Here is a 25,225-nt window from a genome sequence, read left to right as displayed (position 1 = left end):
AACTTGGTAGTCATAATTTTTAGCACAAATTGCGTGTCAGATTGATCTTTCTGTACAGATGCTTTTAACAGACCATTGAAAAACATTTTCGAGGCAGCCGATGCAAGGCAAAAACAAGCGAAAAAGCGCAGTTTATGCTTAATAAATGAGCATTTTGAGTCTGTTTTTAACACCGCAGATAGTTTTTCAACGGCCTGTTAATGCATTACGGCAAATTTGCCCCTTTAAACCCCTGGGAAACTCGATAGTAAACGCGACGCACCGGTGTGCCATAGCGTTCAATGACACGGTACTCAATGGCGCCAGGTTGATCAAGCATCTGCTTAACATCAGTGCCCATCCGGGTTTTTTCTAAATGGCGGCGCTTCATGCCTACCTGAATGATGGGCCGGCCGGTCGGGGCTTGAGAAGGAAACCAGAATTCATACATGGCACCGCTATCACCAAACATATTGCGTGAGCGGATATCTAACTGTGCGTTACCATGGGTGTAAAAATATAGTGCGCTGGCAACAGACCACTTGCTCATGCCGACAATAATGGGCTCTTTGCCGGTTTGATTTTTGACTTCTTCGGCAATCTGTGTAATTTCAGTAGCTGTTTCTCGCCAGAAATAATGTTCAGTGAACAGGTGGTAAGGAATTCCTGGAATTCCCAGTACTACGTAGTGCAGTACAAAGGCATACGCAAAGATGCATGTAATAATGGTTACTCGCCAAGACGTCTGGATGCGTTTGGCCAAAGCGCCCAGGTGATCGGTCTGACTGATCATCCAGGCGATAGTTGGTAATATTGCAAGCCAGATTGGGCCAGTCCAGTGAAAGCGCGGCGCATCAAAAGTACTGAGTGCAAAACAAATGAACAATGGAACGCCGGTGAATATCTGTACGAATAACTGGCGCCTGCGTTCAATTTGATGCGCTTCAGGTTTTTTGATTGTAAATAAGGCCAATGCAGCTGCAAGAAAGCCGACTGGGGTTAGCAGGATGATAATGTGGGCAATCAAATAATGTACTGAAAATTTAAAACTATCGGCCAGCACGCGATTCGACTGAAAGGCAAAGGATGCCCAATTATTTTCGTAGTTCCAAATGATGGCCGGCGAAAAGAGTAACAATGCCAATAACGCGGCCAGATAAGGGGGAGGATGTTTCATCCAGCGGCGTGCTGTTGGATCTACTATGACAAATACCAATGCCGCAATACCCAATAACCCCACTGTGTATTTGGATAGTAATCCGAGACCGAAAGCGATTCCCATACCTAGCCATGCCGTGCGTTGGCCAGCTAATAACGCACGCTCCATGTAATACAGTGTGGCAGCCCAAGTTGCGACTAATGGGGCATCGGGTGTCATCAGTAGGCCAGAAGCAAATCCCATTGGCAATATAGACAACAATAATACAGTGCGCATTGCGGTAGATTTGTTGTACAGGTTTTGCGCCAATGCGTATAGATAACCCATGGTTACAAAACCGCAGAGAAGAGCACCAATGCGTACACCAAATTCATTGTGTCCCAGTAATGATGTGCCGAACCAGATTAGCCAGGCCACCATGGGAGGATGATCATAGAAGCTCAGATCCATGTGTTGCGCATACTGCCAGTAATAAGCTTCGTCTGGGATGAGTTGTGCCAAACCAAAATAAACCAAACGCAGTAATATGATAAATATTACAATACCAATTGCTGCAGTGCGCCAGCGTATCTCCAGAGATGGCGGGTCTTCTTTATTGGGGAATACATAAAAAGCTGAGCCTAAGTAGTTTACGGCCGCTGTAGCGATGATCGCCGGAAAAATTGCCAGCAGAGGCGGTACGTGCCAGATATAAACGAGTAAAGCTAATACACCTCCGCGCAGTAATAACGCGAATGCACCCACAGTCAGGAAACGGCCAAATTGATGCCATTGCAGATAGCCTGTGTGATGTTCACGGAACGCCCATTTTGAATTAAGGGTATAGTTAGCCGTTGCGGCGACAAAGAAACTTACGAAGTGGGCTAGAGCAAGCCCGGCGCCACGACTGATCATCCATTGGAAAATGATCGCGTCAATTAAAACGCCCAGCAATCCCACCGCAGCAAAGCGGCCAGCCGTATTGAGTGTGGCCGTGCCTCCGGCTAGTGTGATCAGGCGTTGTATATAAGCTTGCTGATGCGAAAAAGACAATTTGGAAGTGCCATGCGTGCGATCATGGAAACAAATAGGCACTTCGATGACGCGAAGCTTTCCCTGATTGGCCATGAGCAGCTCGAGTAGAATTTTGTAGCCATGTGCAGTATTTGAAATACTTCCAATCAGTTCACGACGGAATGCAAAAAAACCGGACGTGGCGTCATTTACATCACAAATCGGGCGCGCTATCCAGCCACCAACACGTGACAGTAATTGCCGATACAGTGGCCAATTCTCAGTACTTCCGCCGGTAATATAGCGGCTACCAATGGCTACGTCATGGGTGTTGTTCAGTATGGGCGTGACGACAGCCGGTAAGCGTTCGGGCGGATGGCTGAGATCTGCATCCATAACCACAATGACATCGCTTTGCGCTGCAGCAGCTCCTGCCAGTATCGATGCGGTCAAATCCGGTTTCTCCCGCCGTTCGATGAGATGCACGTTTGATCTATTTTCCCAGGCGCGCACCTTGTCGGGGGTGCCATCCGTGGAGCCATCATCAACAAAAATGACTTCAAAACTACCCGGTGCAAAATTCAGTGCAAATATGCGGGATAAGAGTAAATCAATATTCTCGGATTCATTCAGTGTGGGTACTATGATTGAAAATTGGGTCATGTAGCTCCACAGATTAAGATTGATACTTGATTATTGGCGGCATGATTTTATTTTTTTAGTTTTTGGTATTTATTGACCGCTTTATTATGGTCTGCCAGATTACTAGAAAATTGAGATTCTCCATTTCCTTTTGCGACAAAATAGAGTGCATCGGTTTCAGCTGGATTAAGTGCTGCACGGATGGAAGCTAGACTGGGTAGCGCAATGGGAGTGGGCGGCAAGCCTGGGCGCGTATAGGTATTATATTCCTGATCGGCGAGCAGGTCTTTTTTGCGCAGGTTTCCATCAAATTGTTCACCCAAACCATAGATAATGGTGGGATCTGTTTGCAATCGCATGCCCTTACGCAACCGGTTAATAAATACACTGGCTATCGTAGTGCGATCACTTTCCAGGCCGGTTTCTTTCTCTACTAATGAGGCTAGAATGAGCGCTTCATAAGGTGTGGCCAATGGCAAAGAATCGGCGCGTGACGACCAGTTGGATTGTAAATGATTCTGCATGGTTTGATAGGCACGCTGCAGAATTTCTATATCACTGCTATTTTTAATAAAATAATAAGTATCTGGGAAAAATAATCCTTCGGCAGCTGTTTCAGTTGCGCCGATTAATTGTAGAATTTCCTGATCACTCAGGCTGGCTGTATGGCTTTGTATGGCAGGGTGTTCGTTTAATACTTTGCGCATTTGCGCAAAAGTGGAACCTTCAAGAAATCTTATTTCATTCTGCTTTGCATCACCCTTGGTCAGATAATCTAATAGCGCTATTTGAGAGATATTTTCATTCAGCTGATAGTCGCCAGCTCTGATTGCTGATTCCTGATTCAGATAACGTGCTAATAGTATCAATGGCCATTTACTGGGAAAAACACCCGCATCAGCCAGTTGTTGCGAAACTTGTTTTAGATTACTACCAGGACGGATTGAGAACTCATAGGGTGTAGCAGGAAGAGAAATATTTGAATGAACATGAAGATAAAGCCATCCCATTAGTAGAATGGCGATAGAAGCGATCGAAATTAGAAGGCGTTTTAGCGTAGGCATGCGCCACAAAAAGATGAAATTTTTTATACGCTACGGAAAACAAGCGTTCCGTTAGTTCCCCCAAACCCGAAGGAATTCGATAGTGCAACTTTGATGTCCATAGCTCTTGCTGTATTAGGGATATAGTCCAGGTCACATTGCGGATCTTGATTGACAAGGTTGATTGTGGGGGGGGCAATTTGATGATGTATAGCCAATACAGAGAAAATTGCTTCCACACCTCCGGCGGCGCCGAGTAAATGTCCAGTCATCGACTTGGTTGAATTAACGGCAAGTTTGCTCGCATGGTCACCGAAGCATCGTTTAACTGCTATTGTTTCAGCAATATCACCCAGTGGCGTGGACGTGCCATGTGCATTAACGTAGTCGACTTCTGTGGTATTAATGCCTGCATTTTTAAGTGCGTTAGACATGCAACGTGCTGCGCCTTCACCATCGTCGCTAGGCGCGGTCATATGATATGCATCAGCACTCATGCCAAAGCCAGCTAATTCTGCATAAATTTTTGCTCCCCGGCGTTTGGCGTGTTCTATCTCTTCCAGCACCAAAACCCCGGCACCCTCACCGAGTACAAAGCCATCACGGTTGATATCCCAGGGACGGCTCGCAGTTGCCGGATCGGCATTGTGTGCCGATAAGGCTCTTGCAGCAGCAAATCCGCCGATGGCGAGCGGCGTTACGCATGATTCGGCACCGCCGCACACCATGACATCGGCATCGCCATATTCAATCATGCGGGCCGAGCTGCCAATACTGTGTGTGGCTGTGGTGCAAGCTGTCACAATCGCAATGTTGGGACCTTTATATCCATACATAATGGATAAGTTACCTGCGATCATGTTGATGATAGTACTGGGAATAAAGAAAGGTGATATTTTGCGTGGCCCACCTGCATGATAAGCAGTATCTGTATGCTCAATCATGGGCAATCCGCCAATGCCTGAGCCGATATTGACACCGATCCGTTCCGGGTCAAGTTGTCCAGCTTCATCTATACCAGCATCTTTAACAGCTTGAATTGCTGCTGCCATACCATAATGAATAAAGGTATCCATGCGGCGGGCCTCTTTGGCAGACAAATATTGCTGAATATCAAAATCTTTCACTTCACCGGCGATTTGTGAAGTGAAATTGGATGCATCAAAACGGGTTATCCGAGTGATACCGGATTTTCCTGAGATGATATTCTCCCATGCGCTTGATACCGTGTTTCCAACAGGCGACACAATACCCAATCCGGTAACTACTACCTTACGTTTGGACAAAATAACTCCGCTTACATGTACTTGAAAAACAAAATACTAATTAGTATTAGCTGTGACGTAGTCAATCGCTTCCTGGACGGTATTTATTTTTTCAGCTTGTTCATCTGGAATCTCGCATTCGAACTCTTCTTCTAATGCCATTACCAGTTCGACTGTATCGAGTGAATCTGCTCCCAGGTCATTCACAAAAGATGATTCATTCTTGACTTCTGCTTCATTCACGCCAAGCTGTTCAGCTACAATCTTTTTAATACGCTGTTCAATATTTTCCATCTAGGTATTTCCTTCTCGGGTAAGATAAACATTTGCATTCTAGCAAATTTTCAATGCTAGCAAAACTGAAACATGACTGCTAATCGCGTAGTTCCGATTCTCTAACGATTTGTGATATTAGTCCATATACATCCCGCCGTTAACATGGAGTGTGGTGCCCGTAATATAACCAGCCGCCGACGATGCTAAAAACGCCACCGCTGAAGCGACTTCTTCAGGGCGCCCCAGTCTTCCCAAAGGAACATGCTGTATTAAGTTTTGTTGAAACTCCTCGGCCAGTGAGCGTGTCATGTCCGTGTCAATAAAACCAGGGGCAACACAGTTTACAGTAATATTACGACTGCCGACTTCCCGTGCCAATGATTTACTAAAACCAAATATGCCCGCTTTAGCGGCAGCATAGTTTGTTTGTCCCATATTTCCCATTGCGCCGACAACAGAGGAAATATTAATGATGCGTCCGTAACGCGCTTTCATCATGGCACGGAGGACTGCGCGACTGAGTCGAAACACCGATTTTAGATCAGTTTCTATGATTTCATCCCATTCTTCATCTTTCATGCGGACTAACAGGTTATCGCGCGTGACTCCGGCATTATTGACCAATATCTCAACTTCACCAAATTTTTCACGAATGGTTTGAATCGCATTGTTAATTTGCCCGGTATCATTCACATTCAGAGTAATGCCCATGCCTTTGGCACCGGCTTTCTCCAAATATTGATTAATCGTGTTGGCACCGCTTTCAGTGGTCGCTGTACCAATCACTATTGCACCCAGCTGACCCAGCTTAAGTGCAATGGCTTGCCCTATCCCTCGGCTGGCGCCTGTTACTAAAGTTATTTTTTTATCCAAAATCATACCTCCATGAATAGAGCCATGACTGTTCGTTGTAAATGATCATTGTTTTTATATTATCCTTAGATTATCAACAGCTTGTTTGATGGTTTCACTGTTTGACAATGACAGCTGCTGCAAATTTTGATCGATGCGTTTGTTTAGTCCGGCCAATACCTTTCCTGGCCCGCATTCGACAACATGGGTTATACCGGCAGCGGCAAAGGCTCGAATAGTTTCCACCCAGCGTACGGGGCTGATAAGTTGTTGAACTAAAATTTTTTTAATGGCTGCCGTGCCGGGATGCGGTTTTACATCGGCGTTATGCAGAATTGGTATTTTAGGGGCATGCAGCATCACGTGCTCCAGTTGCTGCTGCATGCTTCCGGCTGCCGGTTGCATCAGTGAGCAATGCGAAGGGATACTCATTGGCAACATGATTGCTCGTTTTGCCCCCTTTGATTTAGCCATTTCAATTCCTTGCAGGATGGCATTTCTGTGCCCGGCAATTACTACCTGACCCGGTGAATTGAAGTTGGCCGGCTCCAGAGATTCTCCTTTACCTTGGTTTGTGATGTCATGACATATTGTTTCGATGATTTCATCATCTAATCCGAGAATTGCTGCCATTCCACCCACACCTTCCGGTACAGCCTGTTGCATAGCTTGCGCACGGAAGCGCACCAGCGATAAGGCATCGGTAAAACTCAGCGTCTCGGCTGCGACCAATGCGGTGTATTCGCCCAGGCTATGCCCGGCCAGTAATGCCGGTTTGCCGCCTTCTAAACTGTTCCATGCACGATATACAGCCACCCCTGCAGTTAACATGAGCGGTTGTGTATTGATCGTGAGATTGAGGTCATCCGCCGATCCATTATTTACCATGGACCAGAAGTCCTTCTTGAGGATGTCGGATGCTTCCTGAAAGGTTTCTTGAACGATGGGTAAATCCGTATACCCATTCATCATTCCAACGGATTGTGACCCTTGACCTGGAAATACAAATGCAAATTTCATAAATTACCAGCGCAGTAATACTGCTCCCCACGTAAACCCGCCACCGACACCCTCCAATAGGATAAGTTGATCGGGCTGAATGCGTCCGTCACGTACCGCCATGTCAAGCGCGAGCGGAATGGAAGCCGCAGAAGTGTTGCCATGTTTGTCTACAGCTACCACCACTTTATCCATGGGTAATCCCAGTTTTTTTGCCGTTGATTGAATGATCCGGATATTGGCTTGATGAGGGATTAACCAATCGATGTCTGTAGTCTGCAAGTTATTCTTGGTTATAGCTTCTTGTACTACTTCTTCCAGTACTTTGACAGCAAATTTAAAAACGGTATTGCCTTCCATGTTGATGTAAGGTGTGCCTTGTACTTTTCCACCGCTGATGCAACCCGGTGCTGATAAGATATTACTATAACTGCCATTGGCATGAAGATGAGTGGATAAAATGCCTGGTTGATCACTTTGTGAAAGCACTACTGCACCGGCACCATCACCAAATAAAACACAGGTGCTGCGATCGTTCCAGTCAAGTATTTTAGAATAGATTTCGGTACCGACCACTAAAGCATTCCTACACTTACCCGAACTCACGAACATATCGGCGGTCGCCAACGCATAAACAAAACCACTGCAGACGGCTTGGACATCAAATGCCGGGCAATTTTCTATGCCGAGTTTGTTTTGCAGAATACAAGCAGTACTCGGAAAGATCATGTCCGGAGTCGTGGTGGCGACAATGATGAGATCGATATCTTTATTGGTTACGCCAGCAGCCTTCATAGCATTCTGACACGCATAGAACGCCAAATCGCTGGCTACCTGATCCTCACTGGCAATATGCCGCTGGGTGATACCTGTGCGCGTTCGTATCCACTCGTCACTGGTATCCATCATGCGTTCCAGATCAAAGTTGGTGAGAATTTTTTCCGGTAAATAACTACCTGTTCCAGTAATTCTTGAATACATTATTTTATAATTTCTTTTGAAGAGGCCTGAGAATGCCGGGAAAACTCGGCTACCCGTTCACTGATATGCCGCAGCATCCCGCCACGTACTTCTTCAGCGGCGCGTTTTATGGCAAAACCAAACGCATATTTATCTGCAGAACCATGACTTTTAATCACAATGCCGCGTAAGCCCAGGAAACTGGCGCCATTGTAACGGCGATGATCGACGCGGCGTTTAAAGGAATTGATGACCGGCATTGCGATGACACCAGCTAATTTGGTGAGTAAATTGCGCCTGAATTCTTCGCGTAAATAGGTTGCCAGCATTTGTGCCAGACCTTCTGAAGTTTTTAAGGTGATATTGCCGACAAATCCATCACAAACCACGACATCCGTGGTTCCTTTGTAAATGTCATTGCCTTCAACATTACCATAAAAATTAAGTCCGCTATTGCGCAGTAACTCAGCCGCTTGCTTAACGATTTCATTTCCCTTGATCTCTTCTTCACCAATGTTGAGCAAACCAACGCTTGGGGATGCCTTATTCTCCACCGAGGATACCAGCGAAGCGCCCATGAGTCCAAATTGGAACAAGTGCTCCGCTGTGCAGTCGACGTTGGCACCCAGATCCAATACATAAGTGTGACCAGTAATAGTGGGTAATATGACGGCAAGTGCCGGGCGGTCAACTCCTGGGATTGTTTTTAATACAAACCGGGAGGTTGCCAGCAACGCGCCCGTATTTCCAGCGCTGATACAAGCTTGCGCTTCACCCGTTTTGACGAGATTAATGGAAACACGCATTGAAGAATCTTTCTTGCTTCGCAGGGCTACTGCAGGGGATTCATCCATGCTGACAACTTCACTTGCTGGATGTAACCGGATTCTCGGGCCAAATTCAGAATTTGCGGCGCGCAACTCCGCCGCAATGGCATCGGGAATGCCTACTAGAATAATATTGGCTTCAGGATCGCTGCGCAAATATTCAACTGCTGATGGAACCGTTACGTGCGGGCCATGATCACCGCCCATACAGTCTATTGCTACAGTAATATCCAATTTCAGTGCTCTTGTGGCTGGGAGAAACTATATATTTAGTGCGGTTTGTAGCAATAGATATTATGTTTAATCGTTTTTGGTTTTAACAACTTTCTTGCCACGATAATATCCATTAGGGCTAATATGGTGACGTAAATGAATCTCTCCAGTACTTGATTCAACAGCTAATGGCGGATTGGTCAGAAAATCATGCGAACGGTGCATGCCGCGTTTCGAGGGGGATTTTTTATTTTGTTGAACTGCCATGTGAATAACTCCTTGAACTCAATTTGTCTTTTTTAATGCCAATAATGCTGCAAAAGGATGTGCCGATTGTGTTTTGCTGGGCAGGCTATCATTGATTGATTCCAATTCCTGCATGCTGCATTCACCTTCTGCGTGACGTGATGAAATCGATAAGCTGAGAATTATCTCATCCTCAATTAAGCTGACTATATCCATATCAGGTGTTGCTAAAATCGCATCAGCGGTATCGTCTTCGTCAGCTTGCTCCAGTTCCGCCTCATTCTTCGCCAGTACTAAGAATGTCTGTAAATCAACTGTATGTATTAATTTTCCTAGACAACGCTGGCAGCTAAGATGTATTTTACCCTTGATTTCCAAATGTAGAATGGGCTTTTCATTCTTGTCAAACTGACCACGGATTTGGTAGATTAGCTCCCCTTCTTTGTCAAACAAGAAATCATGCAAACGCACAAGCGCATCCACCGGGATTTTACCATGATGTATACCCGCATTCTGAACAAAATCTAAGGGGTCTATCACAAAGCTTACAGACATATGGCGCGCATGTTATATTTTTTACTCTTAAGTGTCAAAAAATCAGAAGAAAAATCAGAAGGAAATTTTGAAAACACAAAACTTTACCCCGAAAGTGATATTGGGATCCAGCTCGATTTATCGTAAGGAATTGCTCCAGCGCCTGCAAATTCCATTTGAAACGACCAATCCTCAGATTAATGAAGCACCGTTACGCAATGAATTGCCCGAAGAAACTGCCGCACGATTGGCTGAAGCCAAAGCACGCGCAGTTGCTAAAATTCACCCGCAGGCCCTGATTATAGGTTCTGATCAAGTGGCGGCATTGGGAGATATCCGCCTTGGGAAGCCGCTGAACCACACCAATGCTACGGAACAACTCCGACGAGTCCGTGGTAAGGAAGTTGTTTTTTACACTGCTTTATGTCTCCTGAATAGCTTTACGGATCGGCTGCAAATGCGTGTTATTCCTTATCATGTGAAATTCCGGCAATTCAGTGATCAACAAATTGAAAATTATTTGCTCAAAGAGCAACCATATCACTGTGCCGGTAGTGCAAAATCAGAAGGGCTTGGCATTGCACTGATTGAGCAGATGACTGGAGATGACCCGAACGGACTGATTGGATTGCCGCTCATTGCTTTGGTCGACATGCTGGTTCAGGAAGGAATGGAAATTATTTAGGGAGCTTCTGAATAACTGTCATTTCGTGCGTAGCGAGAAATCTTTGCTGTTGATTGCCAAAGATTGCTGACTCTGTTCGGAATGACAAAAGTGAGTTATTCAGAGATTCCTTTAAGGTGTAATTTCTTACAAAGACTTTTGAATTGCAAATATGTTAATAATGTGAAATCATTATACATAGAGTGAAACTTTCACTTATTATAAATCAGACTCCTATGCGGAAATACTCTACCTATCCTGTCATCCTTATGCTGATTGTCAGTATATTAGTGAATGGGCTGAGTTTGTCATTCAGAGGGGAAGTATTTGCGCACGAGCTGGATCATATCCGTCAATCGTTGTCAGCAGATCCTGCGATGCATTTGGAATTGCATCGCAATAATGTATCGTGGGAGGGTGTCGATCTCGATGCGGCAACCCACCTGTGTTTGCATTCGGCGGGGCAGTACCAGCCTTTTTTCTTTAATTCTTTTCCGTTGATACCTGATGTGATTGTGACGGAAGTCATCGCAGTATTCATTTCTCCATTTATCCCCGAAACAATTCCAGATTTACCTTTGCGTCCTCCTCGAAGCATTTCTTTTGCTATAAACCAGATTTAATAAATTGTGTTGTTTGTGGATTGACTGTAGTAATCCATAGCTATGCAAAAACAGATTAATTCTAATTTAATGATCTGTTTTACATTTTGCGTAGGTGTATGCGGAGGAGTTTATGACATTGAGCGGCCTATCGATAGCGCTCTGCTATTGGCGAGCATCCGGGCTAAGGCTCATGCTGCCGGGTTTTATTCTTTTACTGGGTTTTTCATTCCAGCCCGAGGCCGGTGCTGATTCTTTCAGTACTTTGCCGAGGGGTATAAAAGATCACGCAACTGAGTCACTAGTGCATGAAACGGGTGAGCTCACGTTACGTGACGCAGTAAATCTCGCACTACTTCGTAATCCGGAATTGGCTGCTTTTGCCAAGGAAATGCGTGCCTTGGAAGGTGTCACATTACAAGCCGGTTTATTGAAAAATCCGGAATTGACGGCCAATGTGGAGAATCCTGGAAATATACAAAAACTGAGCGGTGACATCAATTCACCGGGTTCGGTGGCTCAAGAAGTGGTGCAACAACTCACAACCATCCGGATAGGACAATTGATCGAGCTGGGCGGTAAACGAGCAGCTCGTGTCAATGCGGCGTTGATTGGTGAAGAACTGGCCGCCAGGGATTATGAATCTAGGCGTGTGGAAATTATGGCTAGGGTTGCCAATTTGTTTACCGATGTTTTGTCCGGTCAGGAGCGGCTTAAGCTTGCAGAAGAGACCAAACAACTGGCGCAAAACGTGGTGGATACCGTGGTTAAGCGGGTGCAGGCGGGTAAAGTGCCGCCCATTGAAGAAACCAGAGCTAAAGTAAGCCTGTCCACGGCGCGCATTGAATTTGAGCAGGCGCAGCGGGATTTGGTCTCCGCCCGGAAACGGTTAGCCTTGATGTGGGATAGTACTGCGCCGCAGTTTGAAAAAGCGTTAGGGGCTCTGGAAGTATCGATTGCCCCTCCCGATTTTCAAACGCTGCAAGAACGTGTGTTAGAAAATCCGATGGCGCTTCGTGCCATGAAAAGCATTGAACATCGCAAAGCACTGCTCGAGGTCGAACAAACCCGCCGCATACCTAACCTGACCTTGAATGCTGGTGCTGTGCATCACGCGCAATTAGGCGGCACCACGGCGGTCGCGAGCGTGATGATTCCATTGCCGCTATTCGATCGCAATCAAGGAAATCTTAAAGAAGCTTATCAGCGGGTGGATAAGGCTGTCGATGAACAGGCGGCGATGGAAATACGGCTTAGAACCGAGCTGGCGCAATCCTATGAGGCGATGTCAGCGGTGTGGAATGAAATTAACATTTTACGTGATGAAATTTTGCCGGGTGCCAAAAGCGCCTTTAACGTCATGCGCAGGGGCTACGAATTAGGAAAATTTGGTTTGCTGGAGCTGCTCGATGCGCAACGTGTGCTATTCCAGAATCAAGTGCTTTATGTTCGCGCACTGGCAAATTATCAGCGTTTAGTAAACGACATTGAGCGACTCATTGCGGCGCCTATTGATAGTGTTAAGCCGAGACATGAGATCAACTTACGCCAACCTGAACGGCGATAAAAAGAAAAGGATTAAATGATGAACAAAACACGATTGATGCCCATCCTGATCGTGATTGCGACCGGGATTGTACTGGGCGGGTTGATTTTGGTGCTGGATAAATCTCCAGGGAATTCAGTGGAAGCGGTAACCGCCGATGCCAATGCCAAGCCTGGAGATACTCCATCAGGTGTTGGGCCAAGAGGCGGTAAGTTGTTTACTGACAATGGTTTTAGCGTAGAACTGACGATCTTTGAAAAAGGTGTGCCACCGCAATTCCGGATTTATCTGTATGAAAACGGTAAGCTGCTTCCGCCGGCCGCCGCCAAAGTCGATATCACATTAACCCGGCTCGGCGCACCGGTGCAATTTTTTAGGTTTACGCCGGAAACAGATTATCTGCTCGGCGATCAAGTGGTGGAAGAACCGCATTCTTTTGATTTGGCGATTGCCGCGGAGCGAAATGGCCGGACGTTCCGGTGGGGTTATAGCCAGGTCGAAGCACGGCTGGAAATGACGGACGAGATGCTAAAGACAATTGGCGTTGAGATACAAACAGCCGGTCCAGCCATTATTAAGTCAACACTCAAGCTACCGGGTGAGATTGTGTTTAATCCGGATAGGATCGTACAAGTGGTGCCGCGCTTGGCGGGCGTGGTGGTCGCAGTGAACTTTGAGCCTGGTCAAGTGGTGCAAAAAGGCGACGTGCTGGCGGTTATCGAAAGCCAAATGCTGGCCGATTTGCATAGCCAGTTCTTAGCAGCTCAAAGGCGGTTAGCATTGGCCCGGACGGTCTATGACCGGGAAAAGCAGCTATGGGAAGAAAAGATTTCGGCTAAGCAGGATTATCTGGCTGCCGAATTGGTGTTGAATGAAGCCAAGATTGCTGCCGATCTGGCGGCGGAAAAGCTGCGCGCGCTGGGTGTGCGGCCTGAAACCGGTGTGCGGACGAAGGAACTGACGCGCTACGAAATCCTTGCGCCTATTTCCGGGCTTATTATTTCCAGAACAGTAGCCCTCGGTGCTGCGCTCAAAGACGATGTGACTATTTTTACCGTAGCGGATATGTCGACCGTGTGGACAGCCGTTACGGTTTATCCGAAAGATCTCAGTGTGGTCAGAATTGGCCAGAACGCAATGGTAAAAGCAACTGCATTTGATGTCGAGGGTGAGGGGACTATTGCCTACATCACTACATTGATCGCCGGGCAAACTCGTACTGCTACGGCTCGAGTCGTACTGGACAACCAGGACGGCAGATGGCATCCGGGCATGTTCGTAAACGTTGAATTGGTGTCTAACGAAATTGAGGTGCCGGTTGCGATTTCGGCGCGAGCCATTCAGACATTCCGTGACTGGACAATCGTTTTTGGCCGCTATGGCAATTATTTCGAAGCGCGTCCGCTTGAGTTGGGCCGCAGCGACGGCAAAATGGTGGAAGTATTAAAGGGTCTTGTCACGGGCGAACAGTACGCTTCCGGCAATAGCTTCGCCATTAAAGCCGATCTGGAAAAGGCCGGTGCCTCGCATGACCATTAGCCAGGTAATTCTAAGAATAAGCTACCCAAGGAAAAGTCATGTTTGAACGCATTTTGAAAATGTCGATATATCAGCGCGGGCTTGTTTTGCTGGCAGTGCTGGCGATGGCTGCATTCGGCATATACAACTATCTGAAGTTACCGATCGATGCAGTACCCGACATTACCAATGTGCAGGTGCAAATCAATACGACGGCACCCGGTTACTCACCCTTAGAGGCTGAACAGCGCATCACCTTTCCGATCGAGATGGCCATGTCCGGTCTGCCCAATCTCGAATATACCCGCTCTCTATCGCGTTACGGCTTGTCACAAGTCACGGTGATTTTTAAGGATGGCACCGATATCTACCTGGTGCGGCAGTTGGTCAGTCAGCGAATTCAGGAATCCAGGAGCAGGCTGCCTGCCGGGATCGTGCCGACGATGGGGCCGATCTCCACGGGTCTGGGCGAGATTTTCATGTGGACTGTTAATGCAGAAAAAGATGCGCTCAAGCCAGATGGCACGCAGTATACGCCGACCGATCTGCGCGAGATTGAAGATTGGATCATCAAGCCGCGGATGCGCATGGTGAAGGGGGTTACGGAAGTCAATTCAGTCGGCGGCTACGTCAAGCAATTTCATGTCACACCGTATCCTGAGAAACTGATTTCTTTTGGACTGACACTGCAAGACCTTGTTGTTGCGCTGGAGCGCAACAACCTCAATGTGGGTGCAGGTTATATTGAAAAAGGCGGCGAACAATACCTGATCAGGGTGCCAGGACAGGTAGCGAATCTGGCTGAAATTGGCGAGATCATTCTGGGCAGTAATCAAGGTGTGCCGATACGCGTCAAGAACGTTGCCGATGTGCTGATCGGCAAGGAATTACGCACCGGGGCCGCGACCCAGAACGGCCATGAAGTGGTGCTGGGTACGGCGCATATGTTGATTGGGGAAAATAGTCGTACCGTTTCGCAGGCAGCGGCGGAAAAACTGACCGAGATCAATCGCAGTCTGCCCGCTGGCGTAGCCGCCACACCCGTTTATAATCGCACTACACTGGTCGATAAAACCATCAGTACGGTTTCAAATAACCTGCTGGAAGGTGCTGCACTCGTCATCGTAGTGCTGTTTATAGCGCTTGGCAACCTTCGAGCTGCCCTGATCACTGCGCTGATTATTCCGCTGTCGATGTTGTTTACTATCAGCGGCATGGTAGCCAGCAATGTCAGCGCTAACCTGCTGAGTTTGGGCGCGCTTGATTTCGGCATCATCGTCGACGGCGCTGTCATTATTGTCGAGAATTGTATTCGCCGTCTTTCGCTTGAACAAGGACGATTGGGGCGGGAATTGACGCCTGCCGAGCGCTTTGAAATCGTCTTTGATGCCTCCAAGGAAGTGAGAAAGGCACTGCTGTTCGGGCAGATTATTATCATGGTGGTTTATCTGCCGGTGTTTGCATTGTCCGGTGTGGAAGGCAAGATGTTTCATCCGATGGCATTCACGGTTTTACTGGCGTTGCTGGGAGCGGTGTTTCTGTCGGTCACATTTGTTCCGGCGGCTGTTGCCATGTTTCTATCCGGCAAAATGATGGAAAAAGAAGGTGCTACGGTGCTATGGGCGAAGAAAATCTATGCGCCTGCGCTGGATTTCTCCATGAATAATAAAGGACTGACGGTCACCATTGCGGCTGTCATCGTGATTCTGTCTCTGATGCTGACCACACGCATGGGCAGTGAGTTTATTCCCAGCCTCGACGAAGAGGATATTGCGTTGCATGCCATTCGCATTCCCGGTACCAGCCTCAGTACAGCCATTGAGATGCAGAATGAACTGGAAGAAACGATCAAGAAGTTTCCAGAAGTCAGCCGGGTGTTTTCCAAGATCGGTACTGCCGAAATTGCCACCGATCCGATGCCGCCGAGCGTTGCGGATATTTTCATCATCATCAAGCCGCAATCCGAATGGTCTGGCAAGTATCGCAATAAACAGGAATTGATCGCAGCGATGGAACAAGCGGTGCGGAAAGTGCCGGGCAACAATTACGAATTCACGCAACCGATACAAATGCGCTTTAACGAACTGCTATCCGGGGTGCGTGCGGATGTCGCGGTAAAAGTGTTTGGTGATGATCTTGACGTCATGCTCAATCTTGCCGAACGGATTGAAAAAATCATCAAAGCGGTTCCCGGCGCGGCGGATGTGCGGGTGGAACAAATCACCGGCTTGCCGGTGCTGTCGATTCAGATGGAACGGACCAAAATGGCGCGCTATGGTCTCAATGGTAGCGATGTGCAAGATGCCATCAATATTGCGATCGGTGGCAGAACAACGGGTCTGGTTTTCGAAGGTGATCGCCGTTTTGAACTGCAAGTGCGGTTACCGGAACAGATTCGCGGTGATATTGAAACGCTCAAACGCTTGCCGATTAAACTTCCTATCCTAAATCCAGCGGGTGCGCCGAATGCACCAGCGGCTCCTTTGCCCATCTATGTTGCTCTGGGTGAAGTGGCTGATCTGCAAATTACCAAAGGCCCCAATCAAATCAGCCGCGAAAATGGTAAACGCCGAGTAGTGATCACTGCGAACGTGCGCGGACGTGATATCGGCTCTTTCGTCATGGAAGCGCAACAGCATATCGAAAAGCAAGTCAAAATTCCGCCTGGCTACTGGCTATCCTGGGGCGGGCAGTTCGAACAACTGATTATGGCTGCCGAGCGCTTGCAAATTGTCATTCCATTGGCACTTGGGCTGGTATTTTTTCTGCTGTATACCATGCTCGGCAGTTTTCGCGACAGTTTACTGGTGTTTAGTGCGATTCCACTGGCGATTACCGGCGGCATTGTGGCGCTGTGGTTACGTGACATCCCGCTGTCGATTTCCGCTGGTGTCGGGTTCATCGCCATGTCCGGCGTAGCGGTACTGGACGGTCTGGTGCTGTTGTCATTTATTCGCGATTTACGGCAACAAGGTTTTTCTTTGGATGAGGCCATTCGAACCGGTTCTCTGTTGCGGTTGCGTCCGGTATTGATCACAACTTGGGTCGAATCGCTGGGTTTTCTGCCGATGGCGCTTAGCACCAGCACCGGTGCCGAAGTGCAACGCACACTGGCGACGGTGATGATCGGCAGCACACTGTCGCAGTCATTGCTGTCGTTGCTGGTTGTGCCGGTGTTGTATCATCTTGTGCACCGCCGGGATAGCAAATGATCCAATGCCATCGAGTGTTGCGGATACTTTCCGCCCGGTAGGATGTGCCGGCCGCAAGGAGGCAAATCCTACCGGGCTTTACAAATCAAACACAATAGTTAAGGCATCTTTTATAGTATCGATATACTGACTTTCCAGTTTTCCTTGTTTTTTGCCAATTCTTGAAACATCAACAGCACGTAATTGCTTAAGATTGATATGACGGTTTTTATCCAAACCGTTTTCTTGGGTTGGTTCAAGGTTTACTGCAAAAGGCCAGGGTTTGTGGTTCGGTAGCAGAGGAGCAACAATCAGTGTTCTGAAGTGTATATTTACAAGATCGCCTTGAACAATCACGCACGGTCTCAGTTTCTTGGTTTCTGCACCTTCTGCCGGTTCAAGATCTATCCAGTGAATATCCAGTTGCTCGAATTCAGTTATTGGTCAGACCATCGGACAGGGTGCTTTCTCATGACTGCAATTCTTCCTGATAATCCGTATCTCCCGCTTCTTCCTGATTTTCTTTGATTAATGCCTGTTTGAGGAGATTAGTACGTTCTTGCTTTAAAAGCGCATTGATGTAAACGCTACGGTTATCACCGGCAACATGATCTAGAAATGCAAAAATTTCATCATCCAGAGTGATGGTGGTTCGGTGTGTCATAATTTAACTCACACTTATGTGAAAACAATCTGATCATACGAAGAAGCATGATCGTTGTCCAGTACGGACAGGATACGTGAACGCATGCAGGTGCGCCAATCACGAAAAATTGACCTGCGTTTATTTGCCTTAACCGGTGGAATACTTGCCTTGTCCCTGCAAGAAGCTCAACGAGAAATTTTCCAGCAATAATGAATCTTGGCATCGCGGGCGAAATCCTCCGGTATCATCTTTGCGCTGATGTCTTCGATGATTAAATCACTGAGCGCTTCCTTGTCCATTTTGAAACGGCGGAAGTTGGTGGAGAAATACAAGATTCCGTCCGATGCCAGCAGGGCGGCGGCGTTACGGATCAGTTGCACGTGGTCTTTCTGGATGTCGAAAGCTTCGTCCATTTTCTTGGAGTTCGAGAAAGTGGGCGGATCGAGGAAGATCAAATCGAACTGCGGTTTGGGTTTGGCACCGGCTTGCTCGACCAGCCATTGCGCGCAATTGGCGCGCACCAGCTTGTGATCGCCGCGGATGTCATTGAGGACGAAATTTCGTCTGGCCCAATCCAAATACGTGTTGGACATATCCACTGTGACGCTCGCCGTTGCACCGCCGATCGCCGCATGTACCGTGGCGCTGCCGGTGTAGGCGAATAAATTCAGGAAGCGCTTGCCTTTGACTTGCTGCTGGATCAGCAAACGCAACGGCCGGTGATCGAGAAACAGGCCGGTGTCCAGATAGTCTTCGAAATTTACCCAGAACTTGCAGCCGCCTTCTTCCACGACATGAAAGCGGCGGGAATCGCCTTGTTTCTCGTATTGGTCGGTGCTTTTCTGCTTGCGGCGTATTTTTAGAAAAACTTGATCGGGAGAAATTTCCAGCACTTTGGGTATCTCCGCCATGATTCCGGCCAGCCGCTGATTGGCCTTGGCGGGATCGATCGTTTTCGGTGACTCGTATTCCTGCACGTTGACCCAGGTTTGCTCGCCTTGATACACATCCACGGCCACCGCGTATTCGGGCAGGTCGGCGTCGTACAGGCGGTAGCAATGAATCTGATTTTGTTTGGCCCACTTGGTCAGTTTTTTTAGATTCTTGCGCAAGCGGTTGGCGAACATCTCCGCTTGGCTGTCGACTTGCCCGGACTGGGCGCGGCGGCTGATGTGTTCGATGCGCTCCTGTTGCGATTTGGCTTTTGGTTCAAAGAAAGCTTTTTCCTCGATCGTGAAGCGCAATAACTTGCACTCCAATGCGCCATTGAACAGTGTGATCGGCTTTTGCGAGCGGATGCCCAATCGGAAGCCCAGTTCCGGATTGCCGATGATCATCGCCACCTGCCAACCGGCGAAGCGTTGCTTTAAGACCTCACCAAACTGGCGGTAGAGCAAGGCGGCTTGTTCTTCATCGCCGAGCCGTTCGCCATACGGCGGGTTGCAGACGATCAGCCCTTTTGCCCAGCTTTCTGCCGCGGAAGCATCGGCAATGTCACGTTTCTCGATGTGGATTCTGCCTGACAATCCGGCATTTTCGACATGTTGCAACGCGGCAGCGACGGTGCGGCGATCCTGGTCGAAACCGGCGATCACCGGCAATTTACCCAGGCCAATCTCGCGGCGCTGCTGCGCATCGTCCCAAACGCTTTGCCAGAGCACGGTGTCGTGCTGTTTCCAGCCAAGAAAACCGAAATAATCGCGTTGTAAGCCCGGTGCAATATCCCCGGCGATCAGCGCGCCCTCTACCAGTAACGTACCGGAACCGCACATCGGATCGAGCAGCGAGCCGCCTTGCGCGGCAATTTCCGGCCAGCCGGCACGCAGCAAAATGGCCGCTGCCAGGTTTTCCTTGATCGGTGCGTCAATGCTGATTTCGCGGTAACCGCGTTTATGCGAACTCTCGCCGGATAAATCCAGGCTCAACTGCGCGGTGTCGTTGTGCAGATAGACATTGACGCGGATGCTGGGGTACTCGGTATCGACATTGGGGCGGCTGCCAAACTTGGCGCGCAGCTGATCGACGATGGCATCCTTTACTTTAAGCGCGCCGAAATGCGTGTTGTTGATTGCCGGATTATTCTTGCTGTTAAACGATACCGCCAGACTGTCATCAGCGTTCAGATGCTCAGACCAGTCGATGCGTTGCACGCCATCGTAGAGATCCTGTTGCGATTTAACCTCGAAGCTGCTGAGCAACAATAGAATGCGGCTGGTGGTGCGCAACCATAAGCAGGCTTGATACGCCATCGCCAGATCGCCTTGGAATGCCACACCGGCCATTTTTTGCTGCACATTTTTCCCGCCGAGCGCTTGGATTTCATTGGCGAGTATGCCTTCCATCGCTTTCGGCGTGGTGGCGAAGAGTTGGTATTGCGTCATGATTCGCGGCTGTGGTTTGAATAGCCGCGTAGGATACTCGAATGTGCTGCCACCGCGCTGGCTTTTTTGAATCGAATCGCTCAGGGTGTTACGGTGATTTGCTCTCGAGCATATTCCACCACTTGGCCATTGCGAATCTTGCAAGTTTTGCGCAACTCAACCTGACCATCCACCTTGACCTTGCCCTTGGCGATCACCACCTTGGCCGCGCCGCCGCTTCCGCACAGGCCGGTGATCTTCAGCAGATCATTCAATGCGATCGTGTCGTGCCCTTTAAGACTGAACTCACTCATGATTTACCTTGTTTCAATTGGATGTAGAGGGCTTCGACTTTCTCTCTGGCCCAGGGCGTCTTGCGCAGAAATTTTAAACTGGACTTGATGCTGGGATCTTGCTTGAAGCAATTGATAGCTACCCTTTTGGCTAATCCCTCCCAGCCATACTGCGCATGCAGCTCGGTCAACAGTGTTTCCAAGGTAACGCCTTGCAAGGGGTTTTTGGTTTGCGGGTGTTTGTTACTTTCGGGGCCGGGCATGGTGACAGGGTGAATAGTTAACTGGATTGTATTATACGTGGAGCAATCACTCGGGCATGAAGCATTTGAAACACCCGCTAGACTTTTCCCTGCTCAGCGCGCAGCCTGCGGGAGCGATGGTTTGCCTAGCGCTGTTGGATAATTCATTCACTAAGGGAGCTGAAAAATTGTCATTTCGAGCAGAGCGAGAAATCTATGCGGTTGATTCGAAAAGATTCCTCACTATGTTCAGAATGACAAAGATGGGTTATTCAGAGTTTCTTGAGGGAGAATTTCTTTGCGAGGGATCTCTTTTGAATGCTGGCACCAGCTTGTGCGGGTCGACTTCGTTCCGCTGATTTTTGGCGGCGGATGCCCACCAAGTGAGCTGCGCGAAGGATCTGGAAAAATAATTCGTCCATCTTTCCGCATCGACGGACGCGAGAAAATTTCCGTCTTCGGCGAGCACTTCATGTGCCTTGGGAATATGGATCATTGCCGAAACTGGTAAACAACCCAGCTCCGACAGAAAAGACCGCATGCCCACCGCGGCCCTGACACCGCCCCATTGCCCCGCCGAATAAGTGACAATCGCGCTGGGTTTATACGAAAACAGCGAGCTGCCGAAGTGATTGAGCAAATGCGCCAAAGCCGGGCTCAGCGAATGATTGTATTCCGGGCTTACCATGACATAGCCGTCTGCGGCTGCGATTTTGTCCGCTAGAGATTGGAGTTGAGCGGGCGCTATGTCTCGCGCGTAAGCAAAGTGCGGTTTGAATATCGAGCCAAGATCAAAATCCAGTGGATCGATCAGTTCCACCGAAATGTCGCCTTGGTGAATCTGCGCCAAACAAGCTTTCGCGACTCTCAGACCCAGCCGGGGAGGGTTGGGTGGTGTGCTGTCTCGGACTGTGCCCAGGAAGATCAGGAATTTCATGGGTGTTCTATATACATTTTTAGAATGTGCATAATGTTTGAATTACTAAGTTTAATCTGGTGCCAATCCTCTCGATGGAGAAGTTAAGTATCTACCTGTTTTGCCTAAAGTGGTAAACCATAGTATGAGCCAGTCTTTTTCTCTGCCGACCAGACGCACTGTACTTTTGGGTTTGAGAAAATGATCTTCATTCCATTGAACCAAGCTTCCCAGACTGATGGATCAATGTAGCCTTTTGTATAGTAGAGATACTCTTCTCCACAAAGGTTGAAATAATCAATCAATGTTTCCATCTCTTGTACTGAGATTTCTACTTCCTTGGATTCGAGAATACTTGCCAACTGCTCGTTCAATTCATCATATCGTGCATTAAACTCTTTGAATAATTCTCGGAACAGGCGTAATTCTTCAAGCTTCTGCTTCTGAAGAAAGTAGACTAAAGAGAGTAATGCACCGATCACAGTAGCGATCGTTGTTATGGGTTCTTTCAACACAATCAAGATGACGCAAGTGGACACAATGACGATACAAAGCAACCACCAATAGTGCTTAAAGAACCAAAATTTTAGTTTGACGCTTATGTGCGTTTGAGATCTCTCATGTGGTGTATACGCCATTATTGTCCATTCATAGCAAAAAGATAGTTGCCAGTCCTAGAAAAATAAAGAATCCGCCACTGTCTGTCACGGCGGTGATCATCACGCTGGAACCGATGGCCGGATCGCGCCCGAATTTGCGCAGAGTCAGCGGGATCAGGACACCGAGTAGCGCTGCCAGCAGTAGATTCAACACCAGCGCCAAGGTCATGACCAGACCCAGTTCGGCGTTCTGGTAAATGGCGAAGGTAAACAAGCCGACGATGGTTCCCCACAGCAGGCCGTTGACGATACTGACGCCGACTTCCTTGGTGATCAATTTCCAGGCGCTGCTGGTGTTGATTTGATCGAGCGCCAGCGCGCGCACGATCATGGTGATGGTTTGATTGCCTGAGTTTCCGCCAATGCCGGCGATGATCGGCATCAGTGCGGCGAGCGCGACCAGTTTTTCGATGGAGTCTTCAAACACGCCGATGACGCGGGAGGCGATGAAAGCGGTGACCAGGTTAATGGCCAACCAGACCCAGCGATTTTTAACGCTCTTTAAGACTGGCGCAAAGAGATCTTCCTCTTCCCTCAAACCCGCTAAATTCAACGCTTCATTCTCGGCTTTTTCGCGGATAAAATCGATCACGGTGTTGACGGTGACGCGACCGAGTAATTTGTCGTTTTCATCCACTACGGAAGCGGAAACCAGATCGTAACGCTCGAATGCATTGGCAGCCTGCTGGGCGACATCGTCCGGTTGCAATTTGATTATTTCGTTGGTCATGACATCGGCAACGAGGGTGTCCGAATCGCTGACGAGCAAGCGGTTGATCAGCAGCACACCTTTCAATTGTTCATTCCGGTCGACCACAAAGAGCTGATCGGTATGATCCGGCATTTCGTCCAACATGCGTAAATAGCGCAGAACTACCTCTATCCGGACATCTTCGCGAATCGTGATGACATCGAAATCCATTAATGCGCCGACGGAATCCTCCGGGTACGACATGGCGGCACGCAGTTGTTCGCGTTCTTCCACAGGGAGCGAGCGGAAAACATCGTCCATGACTTCTTGCGGCAAATCGGGCGCAAGATCGGCGATCTCGTTAGCATCCAGATATTCCGTCGCCGCGACCAATTCCTGATTGTGCATGTCGGTAATCAGTGTGGCACGCACGGCATCGGAGGTTTCCAGCAACACTTCTCCGTCCCGGTCCGATTTGACCATGCTCCAGATCAGCAGCCGGTCTTCCAGCGGCAATGCTTCCAGAATCAGCGCGATGTCCGCAGGGTGGAGTTGATCCAAAAAGGCTTGCAGCTCGAACAGATTTTGTTTCTGTACCGTGGATTCAGCCAGCGATTCTTCCGGCGCATCCTGCAAATTCACCAGGCCTTCGACCAATTTGTATTTACGCAACAGGTAGGTGACTTGTTGCTGCGGGGTCGGTACGTTTTCCGGGTCGTTGGTATCGTTTTCGGTCATAACGGATTGTCACTTGCAAGACAGTTAGTATTATTGTGAGTCAGCCCAGCGCGTTTATACGCGGAACAGTTTGCAGTTTGATGACCGGAAAGTATAACCCTCCCTACGATACCAATACCATTAAATTATCCGATGGATAGTGAAATCATTTAAGGAGTCTCTGAATCACTGTCATTTCGAGCATTGCGAGAAATCTGTACTGTTGATCCCTAAAGATTCCTCACTGCGTTCGGAATGACGAAGGCGGATTTTTCAGAAATGGCTAAAAGTGGTTTGATGGAACTTCTGCAGAACCGCTTTTAATCGGAAAAGCATCCGCTCGTGCAGCATGCATTCAGATCTGTGATTTCAACATGGCAATCACCGGTTTTGTTTGGGGCCGGATGCCGCGCCATAGAAAGAAGGATTCAGCCGCTTGTTCCACCAGCATGCCGATACCATCCGCTATCTGACGCGTGCCATTTTGTTGTGCAAATTTGAGAAAGCGCGTGGACTCCTGGCGATACATCATATCGTAGGCGAGTGTAGCTTGCGCAAAAACACCGGCGGGTATTTCAGGCAGCGCATCGTGCAGGCTGGCGGAAGTGGCATTGATGATAATGTCAAAATGCGCATTAGAAGGCATAAAAATATGCATAACAATATTTCCATAAGCACTAAACTGATCCTGCAGTGCCTCTGCTGTTCCGCGGGTGCGGTTAGCAATCGCCAGCAGCGAAGGTTTTTGTTGCAGCAGCGGTAGGATGACGCCGCGTGCAGCACCGCCAGCACCCAGCAACAATATGCGTTTTTCTGCGATGGGAATTCCAAGATTGTTCTCGATGTCGCGGACTAATCCTGCGCCATCGGTGTTATCACCGAGAATTTCATCGTATTCGAATTTAAGTGTATTGACCGCCTGCGCGATGGTCGCCCGTTCCGTTAAGCGGGTGGCCAGCCGGTAAGCTTCCAGCTTGAATGGCACAGTAACATTCATGCCCTTGCCGCCTTGCTGACGAAAGCTTTCCACAGTTGCCTGGAAACCATCCAGTGGCGCCAGAAGCGCGGCATACTGCATCGCTTGGTTTGTCTGTTGTGCAAAGGTTTTGTGGATCAAGGGGGATTTGCTATGTGAAATGGGATTGCCAATCACGGCATAAGAATCGAGCATGGATAGAGGAATACCTGGTTA

General features: G+C 48.4%; 24 protein-coding genes. 5 read left to right on the top strand and 19 right to left on the bottom strand.

The window, feature by feature from the left end; genetic code table 11:
- Positions 1-205 precede the first annotated feature (205 nt).
- The 10 genes from NIT79A3_RS15530 to NIT79A3_RS15485 form a co-directional block, all read right to left on the bottom strand.
- On the bottom strand, positions 206-2,794 hold the full coding sequence (locus tag NIT79A3_RS15530; RefSeq protein ID WP_013967094.1) for a glycosyltransferase family 39 protein: 2,589 nt from the start codon (positions 2,792-2,794) through the stop codon (positions 206-208).
- 47 nt (positions 2,795-2,841) lie between these two features.
- A complete protein-coding gene (gene mltG, locus NIT79A3_RS15525) occupies positions 2,842-3,837 on the bottom strand; it encodes an endolytic transglycosylase MltG (protein ID WP_013967093.1) in 996 nt (331 codons plus the stop codon).
- Between the two features lie 23 nt (positions 3,838-3,860).
- On the bottom strand, positions 3,861-5,102 hold the full coding sequence (fabF, locus tag NIT79A3_RS15520; RefSeq protein ID WP_013967092.1) for a beta-ketoacyl-ACP synthase II: 1,242 nt from the start codon (positions 5,100-5,102) through the stop codon (positions 3,861-3,863).
- Positions 5,103-5,138: 36 nt separating this feature from the next.
- Positions 5,139-5,375 carry an acyl carrier protein gene (acpP, locus tag NIT79A3_RS15515; RefSeq protein WP_013967091.1) on the bottom strand — a complete coding sequence of 79 codons (237 nt, stop codon included), beginning with the start codon at positions 5,373-5,375 and terminating at the stop codon, positions 5,139-5,141.
- A 117-nt stretch (positions 5,376-5,492) separates the two neighbouring features.
- Entirely contained in the window at positions 5,493-6,236 is a 744-nt protein-coding gene (gene fabG, locus NIT79A3_RS15510) for a 3-oxoacyl-ACP reductase FabG (RefSeq protein ID WP_013967090.1), read from the bottom strand.
- Positions 6,237-6,284: 48 nt separating this feature from the next.
- Entirely contained in the window at positions 6,285-7,229 is a 945-nt protein-coding gene (gene fabD / locus NIT79A3_RS15505) for an ACP S-malonyltransferase (RefSeq protein ID WP_013967089.1), read from the bottom strand.
- Positions 7,230-7,232: 3 nt separating this feature from the next.
- Positions 7,233-8,189 carry a beta-ketoacyl-ACP synthase III gene (locus NIT79A3_RS15500; RefSeq protein ID WP_013967088.1) on the bottom strand — a complete coding sequence of 319 codons (957 nt, stop codon included), beginning with the start codon at positions 8,187-8,189 and terminating at the stop codon, positions 7,233-7,235.
- Positions 8,189-9,229, bottom strand: a complete 1,041-nt coding sequence (gene plsX, locus NIT79A3_RS15495; RefSeq protein WP_013967087.1) for a phosphate acyltransferase PlsX — start codon at positions 9,227-9,229, stop codon at positions 8,189-8,191. The genes NIT79A3_RS15500 and plsX overlap by 1 nt, the downstream gene beginning before the upstream one ends.
- 66 nt (positions 9,230-9,295) lie before the next feature.
- A complete protein-coding gene (rpmF, locus tag NIT79A3_RS15490) occupies positions 9,296-9,475 on the bottom strand; it encodes a 50S ribosomal protein L32 (protein WP_013967086.1) in 180 nt (59 codons plus the stop codon).
- Positions 9,476-9,493: 18 nt separating this feature from the next.
- Positions 9,494-9,925: a YceD family protein gene (locus tag NIT79A3_RS15485; protein ID WP_348225645.1), complete on the bottom strand. Its 432-nt coding sequence runs from the start codon at positions 9,923-9,925 to the stop codon at positions 9,494-9,496.
- Between the two features lie 151 nt (positions 9,926-10,076).
- On the opposite strand from NIT79A3_RS15485, the gene NIT79A3_RS15480 reads away from it, so the two are divergent.
- From NIT79A3_RS15480 to NIT79A3_RS15460, 5 genes are all read left to right on the top strand, one after another.
- Positions 10,077-10,673: a Maf family nucleotide pyrophosphatase gene (locus tag NIT79A3_RS15480; RefSeq protein WP_013967084.1), complete on the top strand. Its 597-nt coding sequence runs from the start codon at positions 10,077-10,079 to the stop codon at positions 10,671-10,673.
- Between the two features lie 215 nt (positions 10,674-10,888).
- The gene (locus NIT79A3_RS15475; RefSeq protein WP_013967083.1) at positions 10,889-11,275 is read left to right on the top strand and encodes a hypothetical protein; all 387 of its coding nucleotides are present in this window, start codon (positions 10,889-10,891) and stop codon (positions 11,273-11,275) included.
- A 112-nt stretch (positions 11,276-11,387) separates the two neighbouring features.
- Positions 11,388-12,821: a TolC family protein gene (locus NIT79A3_RS15470; protein ID WP_013967082.1), complete on the top strand. Its 1,434-nt coding sequence runs from the start codon at positions 11,388-11,390 to the stop codon at positions 12,819-12,821.
- 15 nt (positions 12,822-12,836) lie between these two features.
- Positions 12,837-14,339: an efflux RND transporter periplasmic adaptor subunit gene (locus tag NIT79A3_RS15465; protein ID WP_348225644.1), complete on the top strand. Its 1,503-nt coding sequence runs from the start codon at positions 12,837-12,839 to the stop codon at positions 14,337-14,339.
- A gap of 38 nt (positions 14,340-14,377) precedes the next feature.
- The gene (locus tag NIT79A3_RS15460; RefSeq protein WP_013967080.1) at positions 14,378-17,530 is read left to right on the top strand and encodes a CusA/CzcA family heavy metal efflux RND transporter; all 3,153 of its coding nucleotides are present in this window, start codon (positions 14,378-14,380) and stop codon (positions 17,528-17,530) included.
- A gap of 78 nt (positions 17,531-17,608) precedes the next feature.
- On the opposite strand, the gene NIT79A3_RS15455 is transcribed toward NIT79A3_RS15460, so the two are convergent.
- The 9 genes from NIT79A3_RS15455 to aroE form a co-directional block, all read right to left on the bottom strand.
- Complete coding sequence (locus NIT79A3_RS15455) at positions 17,609-17,926, bottom strand: type II toxin-antitoxin system PemK/MazF family toxin (protein WP_348225776.1); 318 nt, start codon at positions 17,924-17,926, stop codon at positions 17,609-17,611.
- 52 nt (positions 17,927-17,978) lie between these two features.
- Positions 17,979-18,173, bottom strand: coding sequence for a CopG family transcriptional regulator (locus NIT79A3_RS15450; RefSeq protein ID WP_013967078.1), 195 nt, complete (start codon positions 18,171-18,173; stop codon positions 17,979-17,981).
- 167 nt (positions 18,174-18,340) lie between these two features.
- Complete coding sequence (gene rlmKL, locus NIT79A3_RS15445) at positions 18,341-20,536, bottom strand: bifunctional 23S rRNA (guanine(2069)-N(7))-methyltransferase RlmK/23S rRNA (guanine(2445)-N(2))-methyltransferase RlmL (protein WP_013967077.1); 2,196 nt, start codon at positions 20,534-20,536, stop codon at positions 18,341-18,343.
- An 80-nt stretch (positions 20,537-20,616) separates the two neighbouring features.
- Entirely contained in the window at positions 20,617-20,829 is a 213-nt protein-coding gene (locus NIT79A3_RS15440) for an RNA-binding S4 domain-containing protein (RefSeq protein ID WP_013967076.1), read from the bottom strand.
- On the bottom strand, positions 20,826-21,071 hold the full coding sequence (locus NIT79A3_RS15435) for a VF530 family protein (protein ID WP_013967075.1): 246 nt from the start codon (positions 21,069-21,071) through the stop codon (positions 20,826-20,828). The genes NIT79A3_RS15440 and NIT79A3_RS15435 overlap by 4 nt, the downstream gene beginning before the upstream one ends.
- A 247-nt stretch (positions 21,072-21,318) precedes the next feature.
- Entirely contained in the window at positions 21,319-21,987 is a 669-nt protein-coding gene (locus NIT79A3_RS15430; protein WP_013967074.1) for an NAD(P)H-dependent oxidoreductase, read from the bottom strand.
- 104 nt (positions 21,988-22,091) lie between these two features.
- Complete coding sequence (locus NIT79A3_RS15425) at positions 22,092-22,604, bottom strand: hypothetical protein (protein ID WP_013967073.1); 513 nt, start codon at positions 22,602-22,604, stop codon at positions 22,092-22,094.
- 10 nt (positions 22,605-22,614) lie between these two features.
- On the bottom strand, positions 22,615-24,054 hold the full coding sequence (mgtE, locus tag NIT79A3_RS15420; protein WP_013967072.1) for a magnesium transporter: 1,440 nt from the start codon (positions 24,052-24,054) through the stop codon (positions 22,615-22,617).
- Between the two features lie 334 nt (positions 24,055-24,388).
- On the bottom strand, positions 24,389-25,204 hold the full coding sequence (gene aroE / locus NIT79A3_RS15415; protein ID WP_013967071.1) for a shikimate dehydrogenase: 816 nt from the start codon (positions 25,202-25,204) through the stop codon (positions 24,389-24,391).
- Positions 25,205-25,225 lie beyond the last annotated feature (21 nt).

Source organism: Nitrosomonas sp. Is79A3, from assembly GCF_000219585.1.
In the GTDB taxonomy this organism is placed as follows: Bacteria; Pseudomonadota; Gammaproteobacteria; order Burkholderiales; family Nitrosomonadaceae; genus Nitrosomonas.
The sequence above is the reverse complement of the archived record's forward strand: the minus strand, read 5'-3'. Positions and strand labels throughout refer to the sequence as shown.

Excerpts from the sequence above, each read along its gene's own strand:
- NIT79A3_RS15530 (WP_013967094.1), bottom strand. The coding sequence starts at position 2,794 with ATGACCCAATTTTCAATCATAGTACCCACACTGAATGAATCCGAGAAT.
- mltG (WP_013967093.1), bottom strand. The coding sequence starts at position 3,837 with ATGCCTACGCTAAAACGCCTTCTAATTTCGATCGCTTCTATCGCCATT.
- acpP (WP_013967091.1), bottom strand. The coding sequence starts at position 5,375 with ATGGAAAATATTGAACAGCGTATTAAAAAGATTGTAGCTGAACAGCTT.
- fabG (WP_013967090.1), bottom strand. The coding sequence starts at position 6,236 with ATGATTTTGGATAAAAAAATAACTTTAGTAACAGGCGCCAGCCGAGGG.
- fabD (WP_013967089.1), bottom strand. The coding sequence starts at position 7,229 with ATGAAATTTGCATTTGTATTTCCAGGTCAAGGGTCACAATCCGTTGGA.
- NIT79A3_RS15500 (WP_013967088.1), bottom strand. The coding sequence starts at position 8,189 with ATGTATTCAAGAATTACTGGAACAGGTAGTTATTTACCGGAAAAAATT.
- rpmF (WP_013967086.1), bottom strand. The coding sequence starts at position 9,475 with ATGGCAGTTCAACAAAATAAAAAATCCCCCTCGAAACGCGGCATGCAC.
- NIT79A3_RS15475 (WP_013967083.1), top strand. The coding sequence starts at position 10,889 with ATGCGGAAATACTCTACCTATCCTGTCATCCTTATGCTGATTGTCAGT.
- NIT79A3_RS15470 (WP_013967082.1), top strand. The coding sequence starts at position 11,388 with ATGACATTGAGCGGCCTATCGATAGCGCTCTGCTATTGGCGAGCATCC.
- NIT79A3_RS15465 (WP_348225644.1), top strand. The coding sequence starts at position 12,837 with ATGATGAACAAAACACGATTGATGCCCATCCTGATCGTGATTGCGACC.
- NIT79A3_RS15460 (WP_013967080.1), top strand. The coding sequence starts at position 14,378 with ATGTTTGAACGCATTTTGAAAATGTCGATATATCAGCGCGGGCTTGTT.
- NIT79A3_RS15450 (WP_013967078.1), bottom strand. The coding sequence starts at position 18,173 with ATGACACACCGAACCACCATCACTCTGGATGATGAAATTTTTGCATTT.
- rlmKL (WP_013967077.1), bottom strand. The coding sequence starts at position 20,536 with ATGACGCAATACCAACTCTTCGCCACCACGCCGAAAGCGATGGAAGGC.
- NIT79A3_RS15440 (WP_013967076.1), bottom strand. The coding sequence starts at position 20,829 with ATGAGTGAGTTCAGTCTTAAAGGGCACGACACGATCGCATTGAATGAT.
- NIT79A3_RS15435 (WP_013967075.1), bottom strand. The coding sequence starts at position 21,071 with ATGCCCGGCCCCGAAAGTAACAAACACCCGCAAACCAAAAACCCCTTG.
- NIT79A3_RS15430 (WP_013967074.1), bottom strand. The coding sequence starts at position 21,987 with ATGAAATTCCTGATCTTCCTGGGCACAGTCCGAGACAGCACACCACCC.
- NIT79A3_RS15425 (WP_013967073.1), bottom strand. The coding sequence starts at position 22,604 with ATGGCGTATACACCACATGAGAGATCTCAAACGCACATAAGCGTCAAA.
- mgtE (WP_013967072.1), bottom strand. The coding sequence starts at position 24,054 with ATGACCGAAAACGATACCAACGACCCGGAAAACGTACCGACCCCGCAG.
- aroE (WP_013967071.1), bottom strand. The coding sequence starts at position 25,204 with ATGCTCGATTCTTATGCCGTGATTGGCAATCCCATTTCACATAGCAAA.